27 protein-coding genes and 1 pseudogene are annotated in these 25,964 nt (G+C 69.1%); 23 read left to right on the forward strand and 5 right to left on the reverse strand.

Features of this window, described 5'->3' with window-relative positions; genetic code table 11:
* Both JWP83_RS22905 and nadC read left to right on the forward strand, forming a co-directional pair.
* Positions 1-390: pseudogene (locus tag JWP83_RS22905) on the forward strand (L-aspartate oxidase); the annotation flags it as partial.
* A 2-nt stretch (positions 391-392) separates the two neighbouring features.
* The gene (gene nadC, locus JWP83_RS22910; protein WP_297735351.1) at positions 393-1,247 is read left to right on the forward strand and encodes a carboxylating nicotinate-nucleotide diphosphorylase; all 855 of its coding nucleotides are present in this window, start codon (positions 393-395) and stop codon (positions 1,245-1,247) included.
* A 78-nt stretch (positions 1,248-1,325) separates the two neighbouring features.
* Here the strand turns inward: nadC and JWP83_RS22915 are convergent, their stop codons facing one another.
* Positions 1,326-2,192 (reverse strand): helix-turn-helix transcriptional regulator, encoded by an 867-nt coding sequence (locus tag JWP83_RS22915; protein WP_297735247.1) that lies wholly within the window; start codon positions 2,190-2,192, stop codon positions 1,326-1,328.
* Between the two features lie 84 nt (positions 2,193-2,276).
* Between JWP83_RS22915 and JWP83_RS22920 the strand changes: the two genes are divergently transcribed.
* Positions 2,277-2,696: an SRPBCC family protein gene (locus JWP83_RS22920; RefSeq protein ID WP_297735250.1), complete on the forward strand. Its 420-nt coding sequence runs from the start codon at positions 2,277-2,279 to the stop codon at positions 2,694-2,696.
* On the opposite strand, the gene JWP83_RS22925 is transcribed toward JWP83_RS22920, so the two are convergent.
* Positions 2,679-3,245, reverse strand: a complete 567-nt coding sequence (locus tag JWP83_RS22925; protein ID WP_297735253.1) for a TetR/AcrR family transcriptional regulator — start codon at positions 3,243-3,245, stop codon at positions 2,679-2,681. The two genes, JWP83_RS22920 and JWP83_RS22925, sit on opposite strands and share 18 nt — an antisense overlap.
* Positions 3,246-3,285: 40 nt before the next feature.
* On the opposite strand from JWP83_RS22925, the gene JWP83_RS22930 reads away from it, so the two are divergent.
* Positions 3,286-4,314 carry an alcohol dehydrogenase catalytic domain-containing protein gene (locus tag JWP83_RS22930; protein ID WP_297735257.1) on the forward strand — a complete coding sequence of 343 codons (1,029 nt, stop codon included), beginning with the start codon at positions 3,286-3,288 and terminating at the stop codon, positions 4,312-4,314.
* Positions 4,315-4,643: 329 nt separating this feature from the next.
* On the opposite strand, the gene JWP83_RS22935 is transcribed toward JWP83_RS22930, so the two are convergent.
* Positions 4,644-5,066 (reverse strand): nitroreductase family deazaflavin-dependent oxidoreductase, encoded by a 423-nt coding sequence (locus tag JWP83_RS22935; RefSeq protein WP_297735260.1) that lies wholly within the window; start codon positions 5,064-5,066, stop codon positions 4,644-4,646.
* Between the two features lie 89 nt (positions 5,067-5,155).
* On the opposite strand from JWP83_RS22935, the gene hisD reads away from it, so the two are divergent.
* The 8 genes from hisD to hisI all read left to right on the forward strand — a co-directional run bounded on the left by hisD (position 5,156) and on the right by hisI (position 11,661).
* A complete protein-coding gene (hisD, locus tag JWP83_RS22940; protein WP_297735263.1) occupies positions 5,156-6,514 on the forward strand; it encodes a histidinol dehydrogenase in 1,359 nt (452 codons plus the stop codon).
* On the forward strand, positions 6,511-7,647 hold the full coding sequence (locus JWP83_RS22945; protein WP_297735266.1) for a histidinol-phosphate transaminase: 1,137 nt from the start codon (positions 6,511-6,513) through the stop codon (positions 7,645-7,647). Before hisD ends, JWP83_RS22945 begins: the two co-directional genes overlap by 4 nt.
* Positions 7,648-7,649: 2 nt before the next feature.
* Complete coding sequence (hisB, locus tag JWP83_RS22950) at positions 7,650-8,273, forward strand: imidazoleglycerol-phosphate dehydratase HisB (RefSeq protein WP_297735354.1); 624 nt, start codon at positions 7,650-7,652, stop codon at positions 8,271-8,273.
* Complete coding sequence (gene hisH / locus JWP83_RS22955) at positions 8,270-8,887, forward strand: imidazole glycerol phosphate synthase subunit HisH (RefSeq protein ID WP_297735269.1); 618 nt, start codon at positions 8,270-8,272, stop codon at positions 8,885-8,887. The genes hisB and hisH overlap by 4 nt, the downstream gene beginning before the upstream one ends.
* Before the next feature lie 82 nt (positions 8,888-8,969).
* Positions 8,970-9,713, forward strand: a complete 744-nt coding sequence (gene priA / locus JWP83_RS22960) for a bifunctional 1-(5-phosphoribosyl)-5-((5-phosphoribosylamino)methylideneamino)imidazole-4-carboxamide isomerase/phosphoribosylanthranilate isomerase PriA (RefSeq protein WP_297735272.1) — start codon at positions 8,970-8,972, stop codon at positions 9,711-9,713.
* Between the two features lie 4 nt (positions 9,714-9,717).
* Complete coding sequence (locus JWP83_RS22965) at positions 9,718-10,530, forward strand: inositol monophosphatase (RefSeq protein ID WP_297735275.1); 813 nt, start codon at positions 9,718-9,720, stop codon at positions 10,528-10,530.
* Between the two features lies 1 nt (position 10,531).
* Positions 10,532-11,317, forward strand: a complete 786-nt coding sequence (hisF, locus tag JWP83_RS22970; RefSeq protein WP_297735357.1) for an imidazole glycerol phosphate synthase subunit HisF — start codon at positions 10,532-10,534, stop codon at positions 11,315-11,317.
* The gene (hisI, locus tag JWP83_RS22975; protein WP_297735278.1) at positions 11,314-11,661 is read left to right on the forward strand and encodes a phosphoribosyl-AMP cyclohydrolase; all 348 of its coding nucleotides are present in this window, start codon (positions 11,314-11,316) and stop codon (positions 11,659-11,661) included. The genes hisF and hisI overlap by 4 nt, the downstream gene beginning before the upstream one ends.
* Here the strand turns inward: hisI and JWP83_RS22980 are convergent.
* The gene (locus tag JWP83_RS22980; RefSeq protein ID WP_297735281.1) at positions 11,658-13,199 is read right to left on the reverse strand and encodes a serine/threonine-protein kinase; all 1,542 of its coding nucleotides are present in this window, start codon (positions 13,197-13,199) and stop codon (positions 11,658-11,660) included. The genes hisI and JWP83_RS22980 overlap by 4 nt on opposite strands.
* A gap of 60 nt (positions 13,200-13,259) precedes the next feature.
* Here JWP83_RS22980 and JWP83_RS22985 point away from each other — a divergent pair, with 60 nt between their 5' ends.
* The 3 genes from JWP83_RS22985 (at position 13,260) to JWP83_RS22995 (ending at position 16,157) form a co-directional block, all read left to right on the forward strand.
* Positions 13,260-14,147: an AraC family transcriptional regulator gene (locus JWP83_RS22985; RefSeq protein ID WP_297735284.1), complete on the forward strand. Its 888-nt coding sequence runs from the start codon at positions 13,260-13,262 to the stop codon at positions 14,145-14,147.
* 7 nt (positions 14,148-14,154) lie between these two features.
* Complete coding sequence (locus JWP83_RS22990) at positions 14,155-14,982, forward strand: SAM-dependent methyltransferase (protein ID WP_297735286.1); 828 nt, start codon at positions 14,155-14,157, stop codon at positions 14,980-14,982.
* A 65-nt stretch (positions 14,983-15,047) separates the two neighbouring features.
* Positions 15,048-16,157 (forward strand): ionic transporter y4hA, encoded by a 1,110-nt coding sequence (locus tag JWP83_RS22995; protein ID WP_297735289.1) that lies wholly within the window; start codon positions 15,048-15,050, stop codon positions 16,155-16,157.
* 82 nt (positions 16,158-16,239) lie between these two features.
* On the opposite strand, the gene JWP83_RS23000 is transcribed toward JWP83_RS22995, so the two are convergent.
* Positions 16,240-16,704, reverse strand: coding sequence for a peroxiredoxin (locus tag JWP83_RS23000; RefSeq protein WP_297735292.1), 465 nt, complete (start codon positions 16,702-16,704; stop codon positions 16,240-16,242).
* Between the two features lie 94 nt (positions 16,705-16,798).
* Between JWP83_RS23000 and JWP83_RS23005 the strand changes: the two genes are divergently transcribed.
* From JWP83_RS23005 to pyk, 8 genes are all read left to right on the forward strand, one after another.
* Positions 16,799-18,337, forward strand: coding sequence for an anthranilate synthase component I (locus JWP83_RS23005; protein ID WP_297735295.1), 1,539 nt, complete (start codon positions 16,799-16,801; stop codon positions 18,335-18,337).
* On the forward strand, positions 18,330-19,013 hold the full coding sequence (locus JWP83_RS23010; RefSeq protein ID WP_297735298.1) for a TIGR02234 family membrane protein: 684 nt from the start codon (positions 18,330-18,332) through the stop codon (positions 19,011-19,013). The genes JWP83_RS23005 and JWP83_RS23010 overlap by 8 nt, the downstream gene beginning before the upstream one ends.
* 98 nt (positions 19,014-19,111) lie before the next feature.
* The gene (gene trpC / locus JWP83_RS23015) at positions 19,112-19,930 is read left to right on the forward strand and encodes an indole-3-glycerol phosphate synthase TrpC (RefSeq protein WP_297735301.1); all 819 of its coding nucleotides are present in this window, start codon (positions 19,112-19,114) and stop codon (positions 19,928-19,930) included.
* A gap of 50 nt (positions 19,931-19,980) precedes the next feature.
* Complete coding sequence (gene trpB, locus JWP83_RS23020; protein WP_297735304.1) at positions 19,981-21,243, forward strand: tryptophan synthase subunit beta; 1,263 nt, start codon at positions 19,981-19,983, stop codon at positions 21,241-21,243.
* A complete protein-coding gene (gene trpA, locus JWP83_RS23025) occupies positions 21,240-22,055 on the forward strand; it encodes a tryptophan synthase subunit alpha (RefSeq protein WP_297735308.1) in 816 nt (271 codons plus the stop codon). Before trpB ends, trpA begins: the two co-directional genes overlap by 4 nt.
* Positions 22,052-23,905 carry a prolipoprotein diacylglyceryl transferase gene (locus JWP83_RS23030; protein WP_297735311.1) on the forward strand — a complete coding sequence of 618 codons (1,854 nt, stop codon included), beginning with the start codon at positions 22,052-22,054 and terminating at the stop codon, positions 23,903-23,905. The genes trpA and JWP83_RS23030 overlap by 4 nt, the downstream gene beginning before the upstream one ends.
* 212 nt (positions 23,906-24,117) lie before the next feature.
* Positions 24,118-24,471 carry a DUF2752 domain-containing protein gene (locus JWP83_RS23035; RefSeq protein WP_297735360.1) on the forward strand — a complete coding sequence of 118 codons (354 nt, stop codon included), beginning with the start codon at positions 24,118-24,120 and terminating at the stop codon, positions 24,469-24,471.
* Between the two features lie 63 nt (positions 24,472-24,534).
* Entirely contained in the window at positions 24,535-25,953 is a 1,419-nt protein-coding gene (pyk, locus tag JWP83_RS23040; protein ID WP_297735314.1) for a pyruvate kinase, read from the forward strand.
* Positions 25,954-25,964 lie beyond the last annotated feature (11 nt).

The raw sequence follows: 25,964 nt of genomic DNA on the forward strand, positions 1-25,964 counted from the left end.
GCGCACGCGGTGGCGGCCGGGCGTCCCCGCGCGATCGCGCCTGACCCGATCGCCCACACCGCGCCGGAGCGCGGCCGGCTGCAGCGCGCGATGAGCCGCGACGCCTCGGTGGTGCGCGACGCCGCAGGCCTAAACCGGTTGTCCGACAAGCTGTCCGGGGCGCCGATCCGCAACGTGGCCGGCCGTCGCGATTTCGAGGACGTCGCGTTGACGCTGACCGCGCGCGCCGTGACCGCGGCGGCCTTGGCGCGCAACGAAAGCCGCGGTTGCCACCACCGCGCGGAGTACCCGGATGCCGCGCCCCAGCAAGCCCGCAGCAGCGTGCTCCGGCTCGCCGACGACCAAAACTCGGTGGCGGTGGCGGTGGAGGCGCTGGCGGCGGTGGGGTGACGATGCTGTCGGACTGCGAACTCGACGCCGCTCGAGACACCATCCGGCGCGCCCTGCAAGAGGATCTGCGCTACGGGCCCGACATCACCACACAGGCCACGGTGGCCGCCGGCGCCGTGGCCACCGCGTCGATGGTGCCCCGCGAGCCCGGCGTGATCGCCGGGGTGGACGTCGCGCTGCTGGTCCTCGACGAGGTGCTCGGCGCCGGCGGCTATCACGTGCTCGATCGCGTCGAGGACGGCGCCCGGCTGCGGCCGGGCGAGCCGCTGCTGACGGTCCAGGCCGAGACCCGCGGCCTGCTGACCGCGGAGCGGACCGCGCTGAACCTGATCTGCCACCTCTCGGGGATCGCCACCGCGACCGCGGCCTGGGTCGACGCGGTGCACGGCACCAAGGCCAAGGTCCGCGACACCCGTAAAACCCTGCCGGGCCTGCGGGTGCTACAGAAGTATGCGGTGCGAATCGGCGGGGGCGTCAACCACCGCCTGGGGCTGGGCGACGCGGCGCTGATCAAGGACAACCACGTCGCGGCCGCGGGATCGGTCGTCGAAGCGCTGCGGGCGGTGCGCGAAGCGGCCCCCGGCCTGCCGTGCGAGGTGGAGGTGGACTCGCTCGAGCAGCTGGATGAGGTGCTGACCGAAAAGCCCGAGCTGATCCTGCTGGACAACTTCCCGGTGTGGCAGACGCAGACCGCCGTCCAGCGCCGCGACGCCCGGGCGCCCGCCGTCCTGCTCGAGTCGTCCGGCGGGCTCAGCCTGGAGAACGCGGCGACCTACGCCGCCACCGGCGTGGACTACCTGGCCGTCGGCGCGCTGACGCACTCGGTGCGCGCGCTCGATATCGGCCTCGACATGTAGGGCCTTCCGGCTGAGCGTGTTTCCTGGGCCTTGCGTGTGCGTCCTCGGCGGAAAAATCGCCGAAATCCCGCCCTCACTTCACACCGAAAGCCGTGAGCGCACACTCGACGCGTCCGTGGACTTCGGCCCTCCGGTCGAAGCCCGCCGCAGCTCGCAGCGGAGCGCCGCCGGCGTTTGGCCCAACTGCTGGCGCACAACCCGGGTGAAGTGTGCCTGGTCGGCGAACCCGAGTTCCGCGGCGACGGTCGCCAGCCTCGACTCGTCGCGCTCGAGCCGGTCGAGCGCTCGGCTCACCCGGACGCGGTTGCGGTACCGGGTGAGCGACACACCCAACTCCCGCGGGAACGCCCTACTCAACCGGTATGGCGACGTGCCCAGCAGCTCCGCCAACGGAAACAGCCCGCGCGCCGCGGGGTCGTCGTCGTGGATCGCCGACCGGGCCCGACCCACGAGTCGACGCTCGGCCGGCGCCGGTCGGTCCGTCACCGGCGTTCGGTGCTCGGCCGCACCCCGCACCGCCCGCGCGAACAGTTGCACCAGTTCTTCGGCGAGCAGGTAATCGACATCGGTTCCTCCCGCCGCCAGCAGACGCCGGTGTGCCAGCTCCACTCGGGCGTCGACGTACACCGTCGCGCGGCGCATTCGACGCGGGTTGCCCACCAGTTGCGACCAGGCCGCGGCGCTGAGCCACACCGACGTACAAACGTCCCCGCCGTGCGGATGCGCGAAGTGCTCCTCCTCGCCCGGCACACCGAGATATCCGAGCGTCGCATCAAAATCCGCCGAGCCGCCCGTGGAACGCCGCCGAAACCGACCGGCCCGGACCAGCACAAGCCGCGCGTTCGCCGGGCACTCGACCGGTGACCAGCCAGGACCGTCCGGTTCACACGTCCAGGCGTGCACGCGGAAATGCGGCCGGACGACGAGCGGTGTCGTTTTCAGCACGGGCGCGAGATTAGCCCGTCGGTCCGACAAAAACTGGCAAGAATCGTCAAGCCTGACCGGGTCCCGCCCGGCGAGGCTATCGGTATGGCATCTATTCACACCGAGTTTGAGATCGCCGTCGACGCCGACCAGGTATGGCGAGTGATCGGCGATTGGGCGGGCGGCCCCGTCGGGATGGCCCATGGTCACGTGGTGTCGTCGCGGGCGGAAGGGAATGTTCGCGTGGTCGTGTTCACCAACGGCAACATCGCCTGCGAACGCCTCGTCGCCCGAGATGAATCCGCGCGCCGGATCGTCTACTCCCTGATCGGCGACACCGTACGACCCGAGCACGACAACGCGGTGATGCAGATCGTCCCCAACGGCCCGGGGCGCTGCCGCTTCATCTGGTCCCGCGACGTGCTGCCCGACGAATTGGCGCAACCGCTGCACACCGCCATGCAGGAGGCCGCCCCGATCATCAAGCGCACGCTCGAAGACGGCCGACTACCGGGCAAGGAGTGACCGCGCCGCGGGCTTGGCCGCCTCGAGCGCGCCGGCATCACCGGAGATCCGGGACAGGATCAGCGCCCCCTCGATCAGTGCGATCACCGCGAGCGCAACCCGTTCCGCCTCCGCAGCGGCCCAGCCGTCGGAGTGCAGCCGCTCCTCGACCGCCGCGCACCAGCCCCTGAAGGCGCGCGCCGACGCCTCGCGCACCAGCGTGCTCCCGTTTACCGATTCGGTGGCGATCGGCTCGATGGGGCAACCGTCGCGCCGGTCGCCTGCCAAACCCGCCACCAGCAGGTCCACCCACCGGTCGACGACGTCGGCCACCGGCCGGCCCGTCGCCAGGAACCGGCGCAGCAACTGCTCGATGCCCGTCCCCTCGGTCTCGACGACCGCCGCCGCCAACTGTTGCTTGCCCTGCGGGAAGTGGTGATACAGCGAACCGGGCTTGACGCCGGCCTCCTCGAGGATCTGGTTGAGACCGGTAGCCGCGTAGCCCTGGCGGCGAAACAGGGTGGCGGCTTTGTCGATCAGCGCGGCGCGGCTGCGATCTGGTCTGGGCACGGTCTTGACTTTACTTGAGTGATCACTCAAGAATGCTGAGATGAGGCAGCTGACGTACGAGGAGAGCGGGCGATACGCATGGCGCGAGGTGCCCGAACCGCGGATCACTGCGCCCCAACAGGCGCTGGTCCGGCCGCTGATGGTGGCGTGTTGCGACCTCGACGTCGCGGTATGTAACGGGCGGCTGCCGTTGCCGCCGGGGTACGCGGTGGGCCATGAAGGATTGGCCGAGGTCATCGCGGTCGGCGATGACGTCAGGGGTGTTCGGGTCGGCGACCGGGTCGTCGTGCCATTCCAGATCAGCTGCGGGGCCTGCCGCGAATGCGGACGCGGCGTGACCGGTTCATGCAGCTCGGTGCCGTGGATGGCGGCCTACGGGATGGCACCGATCAGCGGATTGGACGGCGGCGGCTTCATGTCGGATCTGGTGCTGGTGCCGTACGCAGACGCGATGCTCATCGCGTTTCCCGACGGCGTCGAACCCATATCGATCGCATCTCTGTCGGACAACATCCCCGACGGCTGGCGGACCGTCGGGCCATTCGGTGAGGAGCTGGCCAAGCTCGATCCGGCCGATCGCCGCGTCCTCGTGCTCGGGCGACTGTCGATCGGGTTGTATTCGGCCGCCTTCGGCGTGGCGCTGGGAGCCCACGTCGACTACGTCGACACCGACCCGCAGCGGCTGGCCGCCGCCGAGAAGCTCGGGGCGGCGGTCCACGACGTCGCCAAGCCCGACAAGTCTTGGGACCCGTATCCGGTCACGGTGCACACGACGAGCGATCCGGCGCTGCTTTCGGCGACATTGCGCGCGACCTGGCCCGACGGCGTGTGCACCGACACGGGGATTTATCCCGAATACAAGGTTGAGATGCCGTTGCTGCCGATGTACTCGCGCGGTGTGCGGTTCGTCACAGGGCGCGTCAGCGCGCGCACGGTCATCCCGCGGGTGCTCGAGTTGCTCGCCGCCGGCTTGGACCTGTCGCCGGCCGTCGACCGCGTCGTCGCATGGGACGAAGCTCCTTCGGCCTGGCCGACGATGACCGGCAAGACTGTCTTCACCAGGGCATAGACCGCTTGAGTGTGCGCCGAGGGCGGCGAAATCGTGGCCTCAGCGCACACTGGACGGCTGCGGGCGGGCGTTTGGGGTTGAGTGTGCGTCTGGGGCTTTGGGTGTGTGTGCTGGGCGGGGAAATCGCCGAAATCCCGCCGTCAGTGCACACGCAAAGCCGTCAGCGCACACGCACCGCCGTCAGTGCACGCGCAAAGCCGTCAGCGCACACGCAACCGCTGCGGGCGGGCGTTTGGGGGTGTGTGTGCTGGGCGGGGAAATCGCCGAAATCCCGCCCTCAGTGCACACGCAAAGCCCTCAGCGCACACGCACAGCCCCGAAAGCGAAAGTCAGGCGATGTCGCCGACGAACACCCCGATGCGGCGCAGCTGCGCCCGAGCCAGCCGCGGCAGGTCTTGGACGTCGGGGCCGTCGGAACCAGCGGGCAGGATGCGCGGGTTGGTGATGTGCACCACGCGATTACGGCTGAACTGCACGTCGGCTTCGCCGGCGGCCAGCACGTTCTTGACCCAGTTCGTCTTGCCGTGGCCCAGCGCGATCGCCAGCACGTTTCCCTTGCGGTAGGGGGTGATGATGGTCTCGTACGGCTTGCCGGACGTGCGGCCGCGGTGCTTGATGGTCGCGGTCCCGGGCAGAAAGCGCGCGATTGGCTTGACTGCCGGGTTGAAGTACTTGATCTGGAAGCGCTCGAACCAGGGCGGGAATACCATCGGGACGCCCGGGGCGTTGTTCGGGTGATCCTTTGCGGACATAACGGCTCCTTGCGGAAACTCTGCGGGCCTTGCATCGCCTTTCATCGGCACTGTACCGGTCGGATAACGACTTGAGTTGCTCTGGGAGAATGGAGAACGTGAACCCCACCCAACCGTCGCCGATCGCCCGCATCGACCTGCGCGGCGCGGAGCTGACGGCCGCCCGGCTGCGGGCCGCGCTGCCGCGCGGCGGCGCCGACGTGGACAGCGTGCTGCCCCAGGTGCGCCCGATCGTGGAGGCCGTCGCCGAGCGCGGGGCCGAGGCGGCGTTGGAGTACGGCGCGTCCTTCGACCGGGTGCGGCCCCCGGCCGTCCGGGTGCCCGTGGCGGCGCTCGACAAGGCGCTGGCTGATCTGGCCCCGGACGTGTCCGAGGCGCTGCGGGTGATGATCGAACGCACCCGCGCCGTGCACGCCGACCAGCGCCGCAGCGACGTCACCACCACGCTCGGCCCCGGCGCGACGGTCACCGAGCGGTGGGTCCCCGTCGAGCGGGTCGGCCTGTACGTGCCGGGCGGCAATGCGGTGTACCCGTCCAGTGTGGTGATGAACGTGGTGCCGGCGCAGGCCGCCGGTGTCGACTCGCTGGTGGTGGCCAGCCCACCGCAGGCGACGCTGCAGGGCCAGTCCAAAGGCCTGCCGCATCCGACGATCCTGGCCGCGGCGCGGCTGCTGGGGGTCGACGAGGTTTGGGCCGTGGGCGGCGCGCAGGCGGTGGCGCTGCTGGCCTACGGCGGCACCGACACCGACGGCTCGGAACTTGCGCCGGTCGACATGATCACCGGCCCCGGCAACATCTACGTCACCGCCGCCAAGCGGCTGTGCCGCTCCCGGGTCGGCATCGACGCCGAAGCGGGGCCGACGGAGATCGCCATCCTCGCCGACCACACCGCCGATCCCGCGCACCTGGCCGCCGACCTGATCAGCCAGGCCGAACATGACGAGATGGCGGCCAGCGTGCTGGTCACCCCGAGCGAGGCGCTGGCCGCCGCCACCGACACCGAATTGGCCGCCCAGCTGCAAACGACGATGCACCGCGAACGGGTGACCGCCGCGCTGGGCGGGCGCCAATCGGCCATCATCCTGGTCGACGACCTGGACGCCGGCGTCAAGGTCGTCAACGCCTACGCCGCCGAACACCTGGAGATCCAGACCATCGACGCTCCGCGGGTTGCCGGCCGAATACGTTCGGCCGGAGCCATTTTCGTCGGTCCGTACTCGCCGGTGAGCCTCGGCGACTACTGCGCCGGTTCCAACCACGTGTTGCCGACCGCGGGCTGCGCCCGGCATTCCAGCGGCCTGTCGGTGCAGACGTTCCTGCGCGGCATCCATGTCGTGGACTACACCGAGTCGGCCCTCAAAGACGTTTCCGGGCACGTGATCACGCTGGCCAAGGCCGAAGACCTGCCGGCGCACGGCGAGGCGGTACGGCGGAGGTTCGAGCGATGACCGAACTCAAAAAACCCACGCTGGACGACCTGCCGCTGCGCGACGATCTGCGCGGCAAATCGCCCTACGGGGCGCCGCAATTGGCGGTTCCGGTGCGGCTGAACACCAACGAGAACCCGCACCCGCCCACCAAAGCGCTGGTCGACGACGTGGTGCGGTCGGTGGGCCAGGCCGCGGTGGACCTGCACCGCTACCCCGACCGCGACGCGGTGACCCTGCGCCGCGACCTGGCCGCCTACCTCACCGCGCAAACCGGGACCCAGCTCGATGCCGAAAACCTCTGGGCCGCCAATGGTTCCAACGAGATCCTGCAGCAGCTGCTGCAGGCGTTCGGCGGGCCGGGCCGCAGGGCGATCGGGTTCGTCCCGTCCTACTCGATGCACCCGATCATCGCCGAGGGCACCCGCACCGAGTGGCTCGAGGCCGCGCGCGCCGACGATTTCAGCCTCGACCTCGATGCCGCCGTAGCGGTCATCGGCGATCGCGAGCCCGACGTCATCTTCATCGCCAGCCCGAACAACCCGTCCGGGCAAAGCGTTTCGCTGCCGGACCTGCGGCGGCTGCTCGACGTGGTGCCGGGAATCCTCATCGTCGACGAGGCCTACGGCGAGTTCTCCTCGCAGCCCAGCGCGGTGGCGTTGGTGCAGGAGTATCCGACCAAGCTCGTCGTCACCCGCACCATGAGCAAGGCGTTCGCGTTCGCCGGCGGGCGGCTCGGGTACCTGGTCGCCACACCGGCGATGATCGACGCGATGCTCCTGGTGCGGCTGCCGTATCACCTGTCGTCGGTCACCCAGGCCGCGGCCCGGGCCGCGCTGCGGCACGCCGACGACACCCTGGGCAGCGTCGCCACTCTGATCGCCGAACGCGAACGCGTCACAACGGCCCTGAGCGGCATGGGTTTTCGGGTGATCCCGAGCGACGCTAACTTCGTGCTGTTCGGCGAATTCGCCGATGCCCCGGCCACCTGGCAGCGCTACCTGGACGCCGGCATCCTGATCCGCGACGTCGGGGTCCCCGGCTACCTGCGCGCGACGACGGGGCTGGCCGAGGAGAACGACGCGTTCCTGCGGGCCAGCGCCCGGATCGCGGCCACCGAACTGGCCCCAGCCACCTCAGTAGGAGCCCCGTGACCATCGAAACAGGGAAAGCAACCCGCCGCGCGCGTATTGAGCGGCGCACCAAGGAATCCGACATCGTCGTCGAGATCGATCTCGACGGCACGGGACAGGTGCACGTCGACACCGGTGTGCCGTTCTACGATCACATGCTGACGGCGCTGGGCAGTCACGCCAGCTTCGACCTGACCGTGCGCACCAAGGGCGATGTCGAGATCGAGGGGCATCACACCATCGAGGACACCGCCATCGCGCTGGGCCAGGCACTCGGGCAGGCGCTGGGCGACAAGAAGGGCATCCGCCGCTTCGGGGACGCGTTCATCCCGATGGACGAGACGCTGGCCCACGCCGCGGTCGACGTGTCCGGCCGGCCCTACTGCGTGCACACCGGCGAGCCGGATCACCTGCAGCACACCACGATTACCGGCAGCTCGGTGCCCTATCACACCGTCGTCAACCGGCACGTGTTCGAAACACTGGCCTCCAACGCCCGCATCGCGCTGCACGTGCGCGTCCTGTACGGGCGCGACCCGCACCACATCACCGAGGCCCAATACAAGGCGGTGGCCCGCGCGCTGCGCCAGGCGGTCGAGCCCGATCCCCGGGTGTCGGGCGTGCCGTCCACCAAAGGTGTTCTGTGACTAAATCGGTTGTGGTGCTCGACTACGGCTCGGGCAACCTGCGGTCGGCGCAACGCGCGCTGCAGCGGGTGGGAGCGTCGGTCGAGGTGACCGCCGACGCGGGCGCCGCTGCGGTCGCCGACGGCCTGGTGGTGCCGGGGGTCGGCGCCTTCGAGGCGTGCATGACGGGCCTGCGAAAAGTCGGGGGAGATCGCATCATCGCCGAGCGGGTCGCCACCGGACGCCCGGTGCTGGGTGTGTGTGTCGGCATGCAGATCCTGTTCGCCCGCGGGGTGGAATTCGGGGTGGAGACCAAAGGCTGCGGGCAGTGGCCGGGGGCCGTCACCCGGCTGGATGCCCCGGTGATCCCGCACATGGGCTGGAACGTCGTGTATCCGGCGCCCGGGAGCGCGCTGTTCAAGGGGCTGGACGCCGACGCCCGGTTTCACTTCGTGCACTCCTACGCCGCGCAGCGCTGGGAGGGCTCGCCGGAGGCGGCGCTGACGTGGGCGACCCACGAGGTGCCGTTCCTGGCCGCCGTAGAGGAGGGGCCTTTAGCCGCCACGCAATTCCACCCGGAAAAGAGCGGGGACGCCGGCGCGGCCGTGCTGAGCAATTGGGTTGAGGGACTGTGAACGACTTCGCGAGGGTGCGACTAGCGACGCAAATGCCGGGAAGAGGCGTCGCCAGTTGCACTTTCGGCGTGCGGGAGGAACTGTGCTGATTCTGCTACCGGCCGTCGACGTGGTCGAGGGCCGCGCCGTGCGCCTGGTGCAAGGCAAGGCCGGCAGCGAAACGGAGTACGGCTCGGCGCTCGACGCCGCGCTGGGCTGGCAGCGCGACGGGGCCGAATGGATCCATCTCGTCGACCTGGACGCCGCGTTCGGACGTGGCTCCAACCGTGAGCTGCTCGCCGAGGTGGTGGGCAAGCTCGACGTGCGGGTGGAGCTGTCCGGCGGGATCCGCGACGACGATTCCCTGGCCGCGGCGTTGGCCACCGGGTGCGCGCGTGTCAACCTCGGAACGGCGGCCCTGGAGAACCCGCAATGGTGCGCGCGGGCGATCGGCGAGAACGGCGACAAGGTCGCCGTCGGGCTCGACGTGCAGATCGACAAAAACAATCCGGACGGCGAGCACCGGCTGCGCGGACGCGGCTGGGAAACCGACGGCGGCGACCTATGGCAAGTCCTGGAACGCCTTGACGGTCAAGGGTGTTCGCGATTCGTGGTCACCGACGTCACCAAGGACGGGACCCTGGGCGGCCCCAATCTCGAACTGCTGGCCAGTGTGGCCGATCGCACCGAGGCCCCGGTGATCGCGTCGGGCGGGGTGTCGAGCCTGGACGACCTGCGCGCCATCGCCAACCTCACCGACCGCGGGGTCGAGGGCGCCATCGTCGGCAAGGCCCTCTACGCCGGGCGGTTCACCCTGCCGCAGGCCCTGGCCGCGGTGAGAGCGTAGTCGCATGGACCTGAACGCAATGGTGTCCCCCTTGGTGGACAAGGCATCCATAATCCTCGACGCCGCCGTGCCCCGGTTCGTGGAGGGCCACCGCGCCGAATCGGCGGTTCCCAAGAAGGGCAACGACTTTGCCACCGAAATCGACCTCGCGATCGAGCGACAGGTCGTCACCGCGCTGCAAGCCACCACCGGGATCGGGGTGCACGGCGAGGAATTCGGCGGCACCGACGTGGACTCGACGTGGGTGTGGGTGGTGGACCCCATCGACGGCACGTTCAACTACGCCGCCGGATCCCCGATGGCCGCGATCCTGCTGGCCCTGCTGCACGACGGCGAGCCGCTGGCGGGCCTGACCTGGTTGCCGTTCATCGGCGACCGCTACACGGCCGTCGCGGGTGGCCCGCTGATCAAAAACGGTGCGCCGCAACCGTCGTTGCAAACCACGGAGCTGGCCGACAGCCTCGTCGCGGTGGGAACGTTCAGCGCCGACTCGCGCGGCCGATTCCCGGGTCGATACCGCATCGCGCTGCTGGAGAACCTGAGCCGGGTATCGTCCCGGTTGCGCATGCACGGCTCCACCGGGATTGACCTCGTCTATGTCGCCGACGGAATCCTCGGTGCGGCAATAAGTTTCGGCGGCCACGTGTGGGACCACGCCGCCGGCGTGGCCCAGGTGAGGTCCGCGGGCGGCATCGTCACCGACCTGGCCGGCAAGCCGTGGACCCCCGCGTCGGATTCAGTGCTGGCCGCGGCGCCGGGCGCCCACGGCGAAGTCCTCGAGATCCTGCGCGCCGTAGGCGATCCGGATGACTACTGAGATGTACTCGGGCACCGGCCTTGCCGTGCGCGTGATCCCGTGCCTGGATGTGGATGGCGGGCGGGTGGTCAAGGGGGTCAATTTCGAAAACCTCCGCGACGCCGGTGATCCGGTGGAGCTGGCGGCGGCCTACGACGCCGAAGGCGCCGACGAGCTGACCTTCCTGGACGTGACGGCGTCGTCGTCGGGCAGGGCGACCATGCTGGAAGTGGTGCGCCGCACCGCCGAGCAGGTGTTCATCCCGCTCACGGTCGGTGGCGGGGTGCGCACCGTGGCCGACGTCGACACGTTGTTGCGCGCGGGGGCCGACAAGGTCTCGGTCAACACCGCGGCGATCGCCCGGCCCGACCTACTCGCGGAAATGGCAACGCACTTCGGCTCGCAGTGCATCGTGTTGTCCGTCGATGCCCGCACGGTGCCCGCCGGGTCGGCGCCGACGCCGTCGGGCTGGGAGGTCACCACCCACGGGGGGCGCCGCGGCACCGGCATCGACGCCGTCGAATGGGCGGCCCGCGGTGCCGACCTCGGGGTCGGGGAGATCCTGCTCAACTCGATGGACGCCGACGGCACCAAGGCGGGGTTCGACCTGCCGATGCTGCATGCGGTCCGCGCGGCGGTGACGGTGCCGGTGATCGCCAGCGGCGGCGCCGGGGCGGTTGGGCACTTCGCGCCGGCGGTCGCCGCCGGCGCCGATGCGGTTTTGGCGGCCAGCGTCTTTCACTTCCGAGAGCTGACCATCGGGCAGGTGAAGGCCGCCATGGCCGCGGAAGGGATCACCGTGCGATGACGCTCGACCCGAACATCGCCGCGCGCCTGAAGCGCAACGCCGAGGGACTCGTCACCGCCGTCGTGCAGGAACGCGGCAGCGGCGACGTCCTCATGGTCGCCTGGATGGACGACGAGGCACTGGCCCGCACCCTGGAAACCCATGAGGCCACGTACTATTCGCGATCCCGCGGGCAACAGTGGATCAAGGGGGCGACGTCCGGTCACACCCAGCACGTCCACTCGGTGCGCCTGGACTGCGACGGCGACACCGTGCTGCTGACCGTCGACCAGGTCGGCGGCGCGTGCCACACCGGCGACCACAGCTGCTTCGACGCCGACGTGCTGCTGGAACCCGAAAGCTAACTCGGCGCGACGTCCAACCCGTTGGCCGCGGCTACCGCCGCGCGCGCCCATTCGTGGCGGAACACGGCCGGCGAGATGCGGTCACGGCGGATGATCTCCAAATCGATGGCCTTTCCGGTGAGTATCGCGTTGGGCACCCGGAAAGAAAAAGCGGGCTCATCGGTGGCGACGGCCAGGATGGCGTCGCTGTCGGTGAAATTGTTGGCGACCATGGCGTTTTCGGCCCACTTGAACGGTTTGAGGCCGTCGAAGTTTCTGACGTACACCACCCAGAGCCGGGTGCCGCGCCCGTTGTAGAGATTGGTGAGCGCTCGGTTCACCGCGTCGTACTCGAGGGGGCCGAGCACGGCCGGCTGATCGGTGATCTGGCCGGTCAGCTTGATCGCCGCGGTCGACGGGGGCGCAGCGGCATTGCCGGGCGGCAACGGCGCCACCGACGCCGAAGGCGCGCTGGTGTGGTGCTGCTGCCTGGACCGGCCGCCGAGGGTGCGGATGCCGAAGTAGGCGCCCGCCGCGATCATGGCGATGGCGACGAGCGCCGCGATCGCGATGGCCGGTCCCCGCCCGCCGCCGCCCGCCTTGGGAGGCGCTGCGCTTTTGGGCTTCGAGATCGCGGCCGTCGGTGCCGGGATGACCTCCGTCGGGCCCGCGGTCATCTCGGGGACCTCCGACCGGGCGGTGTTGAGCCGGCTGCCGAGCGCCGCCGCGAAATCGGTGCACGTCGGGTAGCGGTCGTCGGGTTTTTTGGCCAGCGCTTTGGCAATGGGGCCGTCGAGGTCGGCCAGTTCGGGCCGGCGCTCGCTGATGTTCGGCGGCGGCGCGGACAGATGCTGCGTGATGACCACCGCCGGGTTGGAGTGGCGGAACGGGGCGGACCCGGCCAGCAGGTCGAACGCGGTGCAGCCGAGCGCGTATTGGTCGGCCCGCCCGTCCACATCGAGACCCTGCAGCTGTTCGGGTGCGCAGTACGCGGTGGTGCCCACCAGCATGTTGGTCGCGGTCAGGCCGCTGATGTCACCCAGTTCGCGGGCGATGCCGAAGTCGGCGAGCAGGATCCGTCGCCGCGGGCCGGCCTCGGTCAGCAGGATGTTGGCCGGTTTGACGTCGCGATGCAGCAGCCCGCGCGAATGGGCGTAGTCGAGCGCGTCGGCGACGGCCGAAATGATCTCGACCACATCGGCTTTCGGCATCCCGGACGGGTACCTGGTGCGCAGCAGTTTCGCGGCGTCGGTTCCCTCGACGTAGTCCATCGAGATCCACAGTTGCCCGTCGTATTCACCGCGGTCGTGGATGCCGACGATGTGTTCGTTGTACAGGCTCGCCGCCAGGTCGGCCTCTCGGTTGAAGCGTCGGCGAAATTCGTCGTTCGCGGTCAGCTCGCCGGGCAAGATCTTGAGGGCATCGCGGCGGGGCAGCCGCGGGTGCTGCGCCAGATACACCTGGCCCATGCCGCCTGTCCCCAGACGCCGAATGATCGTGTATCCAGCGAAAACCTGCCCCTCGGTCAGGTCTTCGCGACGGCCGCCGCTTTCTGGCATGTGAGCATGTTACTGAGGCCGCGGCCGCATCTTGTGGGATTAACGGGGAAGGACTTGCCCGTGGTGTTGGGTCAACCGGAATTGGCGCGCGGGGGTCACTACCGGCCCTCGCTGTATAGACCGCCGCCGCCCCTGGGCGACCACGTCGAATTCTTCGGGCATTGGCGACACAGCGGGTCCAACTATCGAAGCCGAGCGCTGCCGCGCGGCGCGGTGACCATCGTCTTCGACGTCGGGCGGCGGCAGCAACTGGACTTCTACACCGCCGACGGCCACACCCGTTTGACGGTTCCGCCCGCGGTCGTGACCGGACCGCATCGCGCGTCGTACGTCACCGACATCGCGGCCGACGAGCCCGCCATGGCGATTCACTTCCGGCCCGGGGGCGCGTTCCCGTTTCTCGGAATTCCGCTCGGCGACTTGCAAGACGTGGCCGTCGGCCTCGATGAAATCTGGGGGAGCAGCGGGCGGGAGGTGCACGAGCGCTTGATCGCGGCCCCGTCGGTGGCCGCCCGGTTCGGCATCCTCGAAGACTTTCTGCTGTCGCGGGCGCGGTTCTCCGTTGGTCGCGACCCCGACGTCGCCGCCGCGCTGGCGGCGGTCGAAGCCAACCCCTCCGTTCAAATGGCGGACGTGCGTCGCCTGACGGGATTGTCGACCAAGAGGATGATCGCGCTGTTTCGGGCCGAGGTGGGCCTGGCGCCCAAGGCGTATGCGCGGGTGCGTCGGCTGCAGGCGGCGCTGCGCCACCTCGACGCGGGCGCGGCCGGCGGTGCGCGCATCGCGGCCGACACCGGCTATTTCGATCAGGCGCACTTCGTCCGCGAGTTCCGATCGTTCACCGCGTTGACTCCGACGCAATACGGTCGGCAGCGGCTCGTGTTGCCCAGCCACGTCCCGGTCGAGCGGCACAAAAATCCAATACCGCCGGCGGCCGCGGCGTCATGATCGACGCATGGACGACAAAACCAAACAAGCGGTAGCGGCCACCGGATTGCTGGCCGCGGCGGTGCGCGCCGCGGAAGCCGACCGCGACGACCCACTTTTCGCCGACCCGTTCGCCGAACGGCTGGCCGGCGACGACGGCCGACGGTTGCTGGCCGACTCGGTCGCCGCGACCGGACAGTCACCCGCCGAGATCGCCATCCGCACGCGCTTTTTCGACGAGGCGCTCCTCGAAGCGCAGCGCGACGGCTTGTCGCAGGTGGTGATTCTGGCCGCGGGCATGGACGCGCGTGCGTATCGCCTGCCGTGGCGGCCGGCCACGACGGTCTACGAAGTGGACCAGCCGCAGGTGATCGCGGCCAAGGACGAGCGACTGGGCGATGCGCAGCCCCGCTGCCGGCGCGTCGCGGTCGGCATCGACTTGTCCGAGGACTGGCCGAAAGCGCTTCGCTCGCAAGGGTTTACCTCATCGGCGAAGACGGCGTGGTTGGTCGAGGGATTGCTGCAGTACATCGAGGCGCCGGCCGTCGACACCCTGTTTGCGCGCATCGACGCGTTGTCTGCCCCGGGGGATTTGCTGTTGTACAACGTGATCGGACGCTCGCTCCTGGAGGCACCGTTCCTGCAGTCGACGCAGCAATTCATGCGGCGGCTCGGGGCGCCGTGGACGTTCGGCACCGACACGCCCGCCGCGCTAGTCGATGGCCGCGGCTGGACCACCGTGGTCACCGATGTGGCCGAACCGGGCAGTCGGTGGCACCGGTGGGAGCACCCGGTCGTTCCGCTGGACGTGCCGGGCGTGCCGCGCGGCTACTTCGTGGCAGCGACAAAGGTCTGAATAGGGCCTGAGTCGAGGGTCGCCCGTCGGGCGCCGGCGCACGTCTTCGGTGAGAATGGCGGGCGATGCTAAAACGGCAACGGCTGTCGCGGATGTCCTGGACCACAGAGGTGCCGGTGATTGCCGTCGTCGTGCTGACGGCCACCTGGGGCGAGCACCTCGGACCGGCACTGATCGCCCTGCAGGCCGTGCTGTTGATCGGTGCAGTGCTCGCCGCGGTCCAACACGCGGAGGTGGTCGCGCACCGCGTGGGCGAGCCGTTCGGGTCGCTGGTGCTCGCGGGCGCGGTGACGGTCATCGAGGTGGCCCTCATCGTCGAGCTGATGGCGTCCGGCGGCAGCGAGGCGGCGACCCTGGCCCGCGACACCGCGTTCGCCGCGCTGATGATCACCACCAACGGGATCGCGGGTTTGTCGCTGTCGTGGGGTTCCCGGCGCTACGGCGTGACGCTGTTCAACGCCGAGGGCAGCGGGGCCGCGCTGGCCACGCTCACGACGCTGGCGACGCTGAGCCTGGTGTTGCCCGCGTTCACCACCAGCCACCCGGGCAAGGAGTTCTCGCCCGGTCAGCTCATCTTCGCCGCGGTCGCCTCGCTCCTGCTCTACCTGCTGTTCGTGTTCACCCAGACCGTTCGGCATCGCGACTTTTTCCTGCCGATCGCGCAGAAGGGCCAAAAGCGGCTGTTCGAGGAGGACGAAAGCCACGCCGATCCGCCGAGCGCCCCGTCGGCGCTGATCAGCCTCGTGCTGCTGCTCGTCGCCCTGGTTGCGGTGGTGGGTCTGGCCGAACAAGAATCGCCGGCCGTCGAACGCCTGGTGAGGGCGGCCGGATTCCCGCAGACGTTCGTCGGCGTGGTGATCGCGATGCTGGTGTTGCTGCCCGAGACGCTCGCCGCGGTGCGTGCGGCGCGCCGGGGTCGCATCCAGACCAGCCTGAACCTGGCCTACGGCTCGGCGATGGCCAGCATCGGGCTGACCATCCCGGCCATCGCGCTGGCGAGCGTGTGGCTGAAAGGACCGCTGGTGCTCGGCCTGGGTCCGACCCAGCTGGTGCTGTTTGCGCTGACCGTTGTGATCAGCATGCTGACCGTGGTGCCCGGGCGGGCGACCCGGCTGCAGGGCGAGGTGCATCTGGTGTTGCTCGCCGCCTACGTGTTTTTGGCGATCATCCCCTGACGGATACCGCGAGCAGACGCAAAAGCGCCCAAAATCGTGCAATTTTGGGCGCTTTTGTGTCTGCTCGCGCAGGGCGGAGGCGCTATGCGGAAGACCGCGCCCGCAGGGTCTCCAATGCCTTGTCGGCGTGGGTGTCCATGCTGAATTCGCTGGAGATCACGTCGAGGACCGTGCGATCGGTGTCGATGACGAACGTTGTGCGCTTGACCGGCATCAGCTTGCCGAGCAGACCGCGCTTGACGCCGAACTGTGTGGCGACGGTTCCCTCGGTGTCCGACAGCAGCGGGTAGTCGAACTTCCGCAGGTCGGCGAACTCGGCCTGCTTCTCGACGGGGTCGGCGCTGATGCCGACCCGGTTGGCGCCGACGGCGGTGAATTCGGAGGCCAGGTCGCGGAAGTGGCAGGCCTCCTTGGTGCAGCCGGGCGTCATCGCCGCGGGGTAGAAGAACAGCACCACGGGCCCGTCGGCCAGCAGGGCGCTGAGCGTGCGCGGCGTTCCCGTCTGGTCGGGGAGCTCGAAGTCGGCCACGGTGTCACCAGTTTTCATTCCGCGAGCGTAACGCCACTGCGAATTTCGGTGCGGAAAAGCGCAGTCACGTTACGCTCGCGAGCCGCCGACCCACGTCTGGGAAGATGGGTCGGTGCACACCCACCTCGCCGCCGGCACCTCACGGGAGGAGTTCCGCCAGCTCGCCGCGGAGCATCGTGTGGTCCCGGTGACCCGCAAGGTCTTGGCCGACAGCGAGACCCCGCTGTCGGCCTACCGCAAACTCGCCGCCGACCGGCCCGGCACGTTTCTGCTGGAGTCCGCCGAGAACGGCCGGTCCTGGTCGCGGTGGTCCTTCATCGGGGCGGGGGCACCGTCGGCGCTGACCGTGCGCGACGGCGAAGCGGTGTGGCTGGGCGCCGTGCCGCAGGACGCGCCGACGGGAGGCGACCCGCTGCGGGTATTGCGGGCCACTCTTGAGCTGCTGGCCACCGCCGCCGTGCCGGGGCTGCCACCGCTGTCGGGCGGCATGGTGGGCTTCTTCGCCTACGACCTGGTGCGGCGCCTGGAACGCCTGCCCCAACTGGCCGTCGACGACCTGCAGCTGCCCGACATGTTGCTGCTGCTGGCCACCGACCTGGCGGCCGTCGACCACCACGAGGGCACCATCACGCTGATCGCCAACGCCGTGAACTGGAACGGCACCGACGAGCGGGTCGACGAGGCCTACGACGACGCGATGGCCCGGCTGGACGTGATGACCACCGCGCTGGGCCAGCCGCTGCCGTCGACCGTCGCCACGTTCGGCCGGCCCGAGCCCCGGCACCGGTCGCAGCGCACCGTCGAGGAATACGGCAAGATCGTCGACTACCTCGTCGAGCAGATCGCGGCGGGCGAGGCGTTTCAGGTGGTGCCCTCGCAGCGCTTCGAGATGGACACCGACGTCGATCCCATCGACGTGTACCGGATGCTGCGGGCAACCAATCCGAGCCCCTACATGTATCTGTTGCACGTGCCGAATAGCGATGGGACAACGGACTTTTCGATCGTCGGATCCAGCCCGGAGGCGCTGGTCACCGTCGCCGACGGCTGGGCCACTACGCACCCGATCGCCGGAACCCGCTGGCGCGGGCAGACCGACGAAGAGGACCAGCTGCTGGAAAAGGAATTGCTGGCCGACGACAAGGAACGCGCCGAGCATCTGATGCTGGTCGACCTGGGCCGCAACGACCTCGGCCGCGTCTGCACTCCCGGCACCGTGCGCGTCGACGACTACAGCCACATCGAGCGCTACAGCCACGTCATGCACCTGGTGTCGACGGTGACCGGGAGGCTCGGCGAGGGCCGCACGGCGCTGGATGCGGTGACGGCCTGCTTCCCGGCCGGCACGCTCTCGGGCGCACCCAAGGTGCGGGCGATGGAGCTGATCGAGGAGGTGGAGAAGACGCGCCGCGGCCTCTACGGCGGCGTGGTCGGTTACCTCGACTTCGCCGGCAACGCCGACTTCGCGATCGCCATCCGCACCGCGTTGATGCGCGCCGGCACCGCCTACGTCCAGGCCGGTGGTGGGGTGGTGGCCGACTCCAACGGCCCCTACGAATACACCGAGGCCTCCAACAAGGCGCGGGCGGTGCTCAACGCGATCGCGGCCGCCGAGACGCTGACACCTCCGCCCCCGGGCAGCAATGGCTGATTCCCGTCGGGCCCGGCCGGGCCGGCTCACGATCGTGATAGCCCAACTGCTGCTGGTGGTGGCCGCGGGGGGGTTGTGGGTGGCGTCGCGGCTGCCGTGGGTGGTGATCCGCTCGTTCGACGGGCTTGGCCCCCCGAAGCAGGTGACCCTGTCCGGCGGTTCCTGGTCGACGGCGCTGCTGCCGCTGGCGCTCCTCATACTGGCCACCGCCGTCGCGGCACTCGCGGTGCGCGGCTGGCGGCTGCGGGTGCTGGCGGGTCTGCTGGCCGCGGCCAGCCTCGCGGTCGGCTACCTGGGGATCAGTTTGTGGGTGGTTCCGGACGTGGCCGCGCGCGGCGCCGAACTGGCGCATATCTCGGTGATGTTCCTGGTCGGAAGCGAACGGCACTACTGGGGGGCCGGCGTCGCCGTGGCCGCCGCGGCGTGCACGCTGACCGCGGCCGTCTTGTTGATGCGGTCGGCTTCGGAGCCCAGCTCGGCGCGCGAGAGCGTAACGAAATACGCGGCGCCCGCGACCCGTCGATCGAATGCGCTACGCGAAAGCGATCACGGGGCGATGCTGGAGGGGCAAACGCCGGATAAGGCGGAGATGTCGGAGCGGATGATTTGGGATGCGCTTGACGAGGGACGTGACCCGACAGATGGGGCCCGCGAGTCTGACATCGAGGGTCGGTGACGGGCCGCGAGGCGACGGTCGCTACCCTTCATTGACGTCATCGAAATCGGCTGAGTAACCGAGCGACATTGGGATGGCAGTGGGAAGGAACGACAGGCATGAGTCCGGCATCCGTGCTTGACTCCATCCTCGAGGGAGTCCGAGCCGACGTTGCCGCGCGCGAAGCCGTTGTCAGCCTGACCGAGATCAAGGCGGCCGCCGCGGCAGCGCCGCCACCGTTGGACGTCATGGCCGCGTTGCGCGAGCCCGGCATCGGCGTCATCGCCGAGGTCAAGCGCGCCAGCCCGTCGGCGGGTTCACTGGCGCCAATTGCCGATCCGGCAAAGCTGGCCAAGGCCTACGAAGACGGTGGCGCCCGCATCATCAGCGTCCTGACCGAGGAACGACGTTTCAACGGCTCGCTCGACGACCTCGATGCGGTGCGGGCCGCCGTCTCAATTCCGCTGTTGCGCAAAGACTTTGTGGTGCAGCCATATCAGATCCATGAGGCGCGCGCACACGGCGCCGACATGCTGCTGCTGATCGTCGCCGCGTTGGAACAGTCGGCGCTGGCGGCGATGCTGGACCGCACCGAATCGCTTGGTATGACAGCGCTCGTCGAAGTGCACACCGAGGAAGAAGCCGACCGGGCACTGAAGGCCGGGGCCAAAGTGATCGGCGTCAATGCACGCGATCTCACGACGCTGGAGGTGGACCGGGATTGCTTCGCGCGCATCGCTCCGGGGCTGCCCAGCAAGGTGATCAGGATCGCCGAATCCGGTGTCCGCGGCACCGGGGACCTGCTGGCGTACGCCGGCGCCGGCGCCGACGCCGTACTGGTCGGTGAAGGTCTGGTCAAAAGCGGTGACCCACGCGCGGCGGTCGCCGATCTGGTGACCGCGGGCACCCATCCGTCCTGTCCGAAACCGGCTCGCTAAACGTTCGAAACGTTGAACCCGATGAGCCGTCCCCTCGTTGAGCATTGGTGATGGTAGGTCTATCCCGCCCGGAGCTTCCGCTTTCGAGTGCGGCCGTCGCCGAACCCACCCGCCACGACCCCGACGCGGGTGGCCATTTCGGTGTGTTCGGCGGCCGCTATGTCGCCGAGGCCCTGATGGCGGTGATCGAGGAAGTCACCGCCGCCTACGAAAAGGAACGCGTCAACCCGGACTTCCTGGACACCCTCGACGAGCTGCAGGCCAACTATGCGGGCCGGCCGTCACCGCTGTACGAGGCCACCCGGCTCGGCGAGCACGCCGGCTCGGCGCGAATCTTCCTCAAACGAGAAGACTTGAACCACACCGGTTCTCATAAGATCAACAATGTGCTCGGCCAGGCCCTGCTGGCCAAGAGAATGGGCAAGACCCGGGTGATCGCCGAGACCGGAGCCGGCCAGCACGGCGTGGCCACGGCCACCGCGTGCGCACTGCTCGGGCTGGATTGCGTGGTCTATATGGGCGCGGTCGACACCGCGCGCCAGGCGCTCAACGTGGCCCGGATGCGGCTGCTGGGCTCCGAGGTCGTCTCCGTCGAGAGCGGTTCGCAAACGCTCAAGGACGCCATCAACGAGGCGTTCCGGGACTGGGTCACCAACGCCGACAACACGTACTACTGCTTCGGCACCGCGGCGGGCCCGCACCCGTTTCCGACCATGGTGCGTGACTTTCAGCGCATCGTCGGCCTGGAGACCCGGGTTCAGATCCAGGCGCAGGCCGGCCGGTTGCCCGATGCGGTCACGGCCTGCGTGGGCGGCGGATCCAACGCGATCGGGATCTTCCACCCCTTCATCGATGATCCCGGCGTGCGCCTGGTGGGATTCGAGGCGGCCGGCGACGGCGTCGAGACCGGCCGGCACGCGGCGACATTCACCGGCGGTTCACCTGGGGCCTTCCAGGGATCGTTCTCCTACCTGCTGCAGGACGAGGACGGCCAGACCATTGAATCCCATTCGATCTCAGCCGGTCTGGATTACCCGGGCGTGGGCCCCGAACACGCCTGGCTCCGGGAAACCGCACGCGCCGAATATCGGCCCATCACCGACGTCGAGGCGATGGACGCATTCCGCCTGTTGTGCCGTACGGAGGGCATCATCCCGGCCATCGAATCCGCGCACGCGGTGGCCGGCGCCGTCAAGCTCGGCGCTGAGTTGGGCAAGGGCGCCGTCATCGTCGTGAATCTCTCGGGGCGCGGCGACAAGGACGTCGAGACGGCCGCGAAGTGGTTCGGACTGTTGGGGTCCGGCGAGAAGTGACCGTCGAACAGAGCGAAGCGAGCAGGCTGGGGCCGACCTTCGATTCCTGCCGCAAGGACAATCGCGCGGCGCTGATCGGTTACCTGCCCACCGGTTACCCCGACGTGCCCACCTCGGTGCAGGCGATGATCGCGCTCGTCGAATCCGGTTGCGACATCATCGAAGTCGGCGTGCCGTATTCGGATCCGGGCATGGATGGCCCGACCATCGCAAGGGCCACGGAGGCCGCGCTGCACGGGGGAGTGCGGGTCCGGGACACGCTGGCCGCGGTCGAGGCGATCAGCGCGGCCGGCGGGCGCGCGGTGGTGATGACGTACTGGAATCCGGTGCTGCACTACGGCGTTGACGCTTTCGCGCGGGACCTGGCGGCGGCTGGCGGGCACGGCCTGATCACTCCCGACCTCATTCCCGACGAAGCCGGGCAGTGGCTGACGGCGTCGCAGGAACATCGGCTGGATCGCATCTTCCTGGTGGCGCCGTCCTCGACGCCCCAGCGGTTGGTCACCACCGTCGAGGCGTCGCGCGGATTCGTCTACGCGGCCTCGACGATGGGCGTGACCGGGGCGCGCGACGCGGTATCGCAGGCCGCGCCCGAATTGGTGGCCAGGGTAAAGGCGGTGTCCGACATACCCGTCGGCGTCGGCCTCGGGGTGCGGTCGCGAGAGCAGGCCGCTCAGATCGGCAGCTACGCCGACGGAGTCATCGTCGGGTCCGCGCTGGTGTCGGCGCTGGGCGACGGCGGATTGCGGGCATTGCGCGCACTGACCGAGGAACTGGCCGTCGGTGTGCGGCAGAGGGCGGCCGCCTCGTGACGAAGGTGCTCGCCTATTTCCCCAGCCCGCCGCAGGGGGTGTGGCACCTCGGGCCGTTACCGATTCGCGCCTATGCGTTGTTCATCATCACCGGCATCGTGGTCGCGCTGGTGATCGGCGACCGGCGCTGGGAGGCCCGCGGCGGGCAGCGCGGCGTGATTTACGACATCGCGCTCTGGGCGGTGCCGTTCGGATTGGTGGGCGGCAGGCTCTATCACCTGGCCACGGACTGGCGGACCTATTGGGGCCCGGGTGGCGCCGGGTCCGGCGCGGCGCTGCGCATCTGGGATGGCGGCCTGGGCATCTGGGGCGCGGTGGCCCTCGGCGGCGTCGGCGCGTGGATCGGCTGCCGGCGTCGCGGAATTCCGTTGCCGGCCTTCGCCGACGCGATTGCACCGGGAATCGTCTTGGCGCAGGCGATCGGTCGGCTGGGGAACTATTTCAACCAGGAGCTCTACGGTCGGGAAACCACGCTGCCGTGGGGTTTGGAGATCTTCTACCGGCGCGACCCCTCCGGATACGTCGACCCGCATTCGCTCGACGGCGTCTCGACGGGTCAGGTCGCGTTCGTCGTGCAACCCACGTTCCTCTACGAATTGATCTGGAACGTCCTGATTTTCGTCGCATTGATCTACGTGGACCGACGGTTCAACTTCGGCCACGGGCGACTCTTTGCGCTCTATGTTGCCGCCTACTGCGTCGGGCGCTTCGGCGTCGAGCTGCTGCGCAATGACACGGCCACACAGATCGCCGGAATCCGGATCAACGTCTTCACATCGACGTTCGTGTTCATCGGGGCCGTGGTGTACGTCATCCTGGCGCCGAAGGGCCGCGAAGACCCCGCGAGCCTGCACGGCACCGATTACGGTGCCGAGGAAGCGCCGGAGTCCAAGGCAGAAGCCGAGCCGCAACCCGAGCCGATAACCGGCGCTTCGGTTGCGGCCGCGGCCGGGGTGGCCGCGGTTTTGGCGGCAGGGAAGACGGCGAAAAGGCTGATACCGCGGATGCGGTCGGGTCCGGTGGAGTCCGCGGGGGCGGAAGCCTCGGAGGCCGAGACCGTAAAAGCGAAGGCCGCTGAGGCGGAGGTCGCTGAGCCGACGGCCGACGAGCCGGAAACCGTCGAGGCCGAGGTCGCTGAGGCCGAGGTCGCTGAGGCCGAGGTCGCGGAGCCCGAAACTGCCAAGGTCGCGGAGCCCGAGGTCGCGGAGCCCGAAACTGCCGAGGTCGTCGCCGAAACGCCCGAAACCGTCGAGGCCCAAGCCGAAGCGCCCGAAACCGACGAGGCCGAAGCCGCGGAAGCCGAGGCCGAGGAGTCCGACGAGCCCGAGGTCGCGGACGCGGAGGCCGCTGTGGCGGAGGCCGTCGAAAGTGAATCTGCGGAGCCCGAGGCGGCGGAGGCTGAGGCCGTCGCGACGGAGGCTGCGGAGGCTGAAGCCGCCGAGCCCGAAGCCGAAGAGCTCGAACCCGAGCCCGAGGTCGCGGACGCGGAGGCTGCTGCGGCGGAGGCCGTCGAAACTGAATCTGCGGAGCCCGAGGCGGCGGAGGCTGAGGCCGTCGCGACGGAGGTTGCGGAGGCTGAAGCCGCCGAGCCTGAAGCCGAAGAGCTCCAACCCGAGCCCGAGGTCGCCGACGCGGAGGCTGCTGCGGCGGAGGCCGAATCGGAGTCTCCGGAGCCGGAAGTCGCGGAAGAGTCCGCACCAGACGGCGACGAGGACGACCACGCGGAAGCGGAGCCGGAGGCAAAGCCAGATGCCGACACCGACGAGGCCGCCGAAGCAACCTCCGCCGATGACGCCGGCTCAACCAGGCGGAGATTGAGCTTCCGGCTGAGGAACAGACGGGGCCAATAGCGGGCCAACTCGTCCAACGTCGACTCGTTGTGCGAAATCTGCGGTTTTGCACGCAACTAGTCGACGTTCGGCGGACTAGCACGGGATCTGGCATGCTGAAAACGTGACTGACCAGCTGCGCGATGGAACCTAATCCTTCGTCGGGGACGCCGGGGCTGAGTCGTCAGCACGGCCGGCACCGTCATCGCACTTCCGTCGCGGCGGGCACCGGAGTGTTGCTGGCCGGCGCGCTCGGTTACGTCGGCCTGGTCGACCCGCACAACGTGAATTCGGTGTATCCGCTGTGCCCGTTCAAGTTGCTTACCGGCTGGAATTGCCCCCTGTGCGGTGGCCTCCGGATGACGCATGACCTGCTGCACGGTGACCTGATGGCCACCGTCAACGACAACGTCTTCCTACTGGTCGGCATCCCGATGCTGGCCGGATGGATCCTGGTTCGCCGCCACAACGGCCGGTCGGTCCTGCCGATCCCGGCGGTGGTGACCGTCATGGTCGCGGCGATCGCCTGGACGGTGCTGCGTAACCTTCCCGGTTTTCCGTTGGTCCCGACCGTCCTCAGCGGGTAGCCGCCGTCCGTCGAATCGGTTAACTCGGGCTGCCGCCGCGCCGCACGACTATGCTGGGGCGCCGTGAGTAGACGCGGGAAGATCGTCTGCACCCTTGGCCCTGCAACCAACTCTGACGAGATGATTCTGGCGCTGGTGGAGGCCGGAATGGACGTCGCCCGAATGAACTTCAGTCACGGCGACTACGCCGATCACAAGGCCGCCTACGACCGCGTGCGGGCCGCCTCCGACACCACCGGCCGCGCGGTCGGTGTGCTCGCCGACCTGCAGGGCCCGAAGATCAGGCTCGGGCGTTTCGCGACGGGGTCGACGTACTGGGCCGACGGCGAAACGGTGCGGATCACCGTCGACGATTGCGAAGGCAGCCACGACCGGGTCTCGACCACCTACAAGACGTTGGCCAAGGACGCCACGGTCGGTGACCGCGTCCTGGTCGACGACGGCAAGGTGGGCCTGGTGGTCGACGCCATCGAGGGCGACGACGTGGTCTGCACCGTCGTCGAGGGCGGCCCGGTCAGCAACAACAAGGGCATCTCGCTGCCCGGCATGAACGTCTCCGCCCCCGCCTTATCCGACAAGGACATCGAGGATCTGACCTTCGCCCTGAACCTGGGCGTCGACCTGGTCGCACTGTCGTTCGTGCGCTCGCCGTCCGACGTCGAGCTGGTGCATGAGGTGATGGATCCGATCGGGCGGCGGGTACCGGTGATCGCCAAGCTGGAGAAGCCCGACGCCGTCGACAACCTGGAAGCCATCGTGCTGGCTTTCGACGCCATCATGGTGGCCCGCGGCGACCTGGGCGTCGAGCTGCCGCTGGAAGAGGTTCCGCTGGTGCAGAAGCGGGCCATCCAGATCGCCAGGGAGAACGCCAAGCCGGTCATCGTGGCGACCCAGATGCTGGACTCGATGATCGAGAACTCGCGGCCGACACGCGCCGAGGCGTCCGATGTCGCCAACGCCGTGCTCGACGGCGCCGACGCGCTGATGCTGTCCGGGGAGACCTCGGTGGGGAAGTATCCGCTGGCCGCCGTCCGGACGATGTCGCGAATCGTGTGCGCGGTGGAGGAGAACTCGACGGCCGCCCCGCCGCTGACGCACGTGCCGCGCACCAAGCGCGGAGTGATCTCCTATGCCGCCCGCGACATCGGTGAGCGTCTCGACGCCAAGGCACTCGTCGCGTTCACCCAGTCCGGCGACACGGTGAAGCGGTTGGCGCGCCTGCATACCCCGCTGCCGCTGCTCGCCTTCACCGCCTGGCCCGAGGTGCGCAGCCAGCTCGCCATGACGTGGGGCACCGAGACGTTCATCGTCCCGATGATGACGTCGACCGACGGCATGATCCGCCAGGTCGACAAGTCGCTGCTCGAGCTCGGTCGCTACAAGCGCGGCGACCTGGTGGTCATCGTCGCGGGCGCGCCACCTGGCACAGTAGGGTCGACCAACCTGATCCATGTGCACCGGATCGGGGAGGACGACGTCTAATCGACAGGGGG

Source organism: Mycobacterium sp., from assembly GCF_025965855.1.
In the GTDB taxonomy this organism is placed as follows: Bacteria; Actinomycetota; Actinomycetes; order Mycobacteriales; family Mycobacteriaceae; genus Mycobacterium.

Excerpts from the sequence above, each read along its gene's own strand:
- JWP83_RS22995 (WP_297735289.1), top strand. The coding sequence starts at position 15,048 with ATGCTAAAACGGCAACGGCTGTCGCGGATGTCCTGGACCACAGAGGTG.
- JWP83_RS22935 (WP_297735260.1), bottom strand. The coding sequence starts at position 5,066 with ATGTCCGCAAAGGATCACCCGAACAACGCCCCGGGCGTCCCGATGGTA.
- JWP83_RS23000 (WP_297735292.1), bottom strand. The coding sequence starts at position 16,704 with ATGAAAACTGGTGACACCGTGGCCGACTTCGAGCTCCCCGACCAGACG.
- JWP83_RS22920 (WP_297735250.1), top strand. The coding sequence starts at position 2,277 with ATGGCATCTATTCACACCGAGTTTGAGATCGCCGTCGACGCCGACCAG.
- hisD (WP_297735263.1), top strand. The coding sequence starts at position 5,156 with ATGGAGAACGTGAACCCCACCCAACCGTCGCCGATCGCCCGCATCGAC.
- trpC (WP_297735301.1), top strand. The coding sequence starts at position 19,112 with ATGAGTCCGGCATCCGTGCTTGACTCCATCCTCGAGGGAGTCCGAGCC.
- JWP83_RS22990 (WP_297735286.1), top strand. The coding sequence starts at position 14,155 with ATGGACGACAAAACCAAACAAGCGGTAGCGGCCACCGGATTGCTGGCC.
- JWP83_RS22965 (WP_297735275.1), top strand. The coding sequence starts at position 9,718 with ATGGACCTGAACGCAATGGTGTCCCCCTTGGTGGACAAGGCATCCATA.
- nadC (WP_297735351.1), top strand. The coding sequence starts at position 393 with ATGCTGTCGGACTGCGAACTCGACGCCGCTCGAGACACCATCCGGCGC.
- hisI (WP_297735278.1), top strand. The coding sequence starts at position 11,314 with ATGACGCTCGACCCGAACATCGCCGCGCGCCTGAAGCGCAACGCCGAG.
- JWP83_RS23010 (WP_297735298.1), top strand. The coding sequence starts at position 18,330 with ATGGCTGATTCCCGTCGGGCCCGGCCGGGCCGGCTCACGATCGTGATA.
- JWP83_RS22930 (WP_297735257.1), top strand. The coding sequence starts at position 3,286 with ATGAGGCAGCTGACGTACGAGGAGAGCGGGCGATACGCATGGCGCGAG.
- hisF (WP_297735357.1), top strand. The coding sequence starts at position 10,532 with ATGTACTCGGGCACCGGCCTTGCCGTGCGCGTGATCCCGTGCCTGGAT.
- JWP83_RS22945 (WP_297735266.1), top strand. The coding sequence starts at position 6,511 with ATGACCGAACTCAAAAAACCCACGCTGGACGACCTGCCGCTGCGCGAC.
- trpB (WP_297735304.1), top strand. The coding sequence starts at position 19,981 with ATGGTAGGTCTATCCCGCCCGGAGCTTCCGCTTTCGAGTGCGGCCGTC.
- JWP83_RS22980 (WP_297735281.1), bottom strand. The coding sequence starts at position 13,199 with ATGCCAGAAAGCGGCGGCCGTCGCGAAGACCTGACCGAGGGGCAGGTT.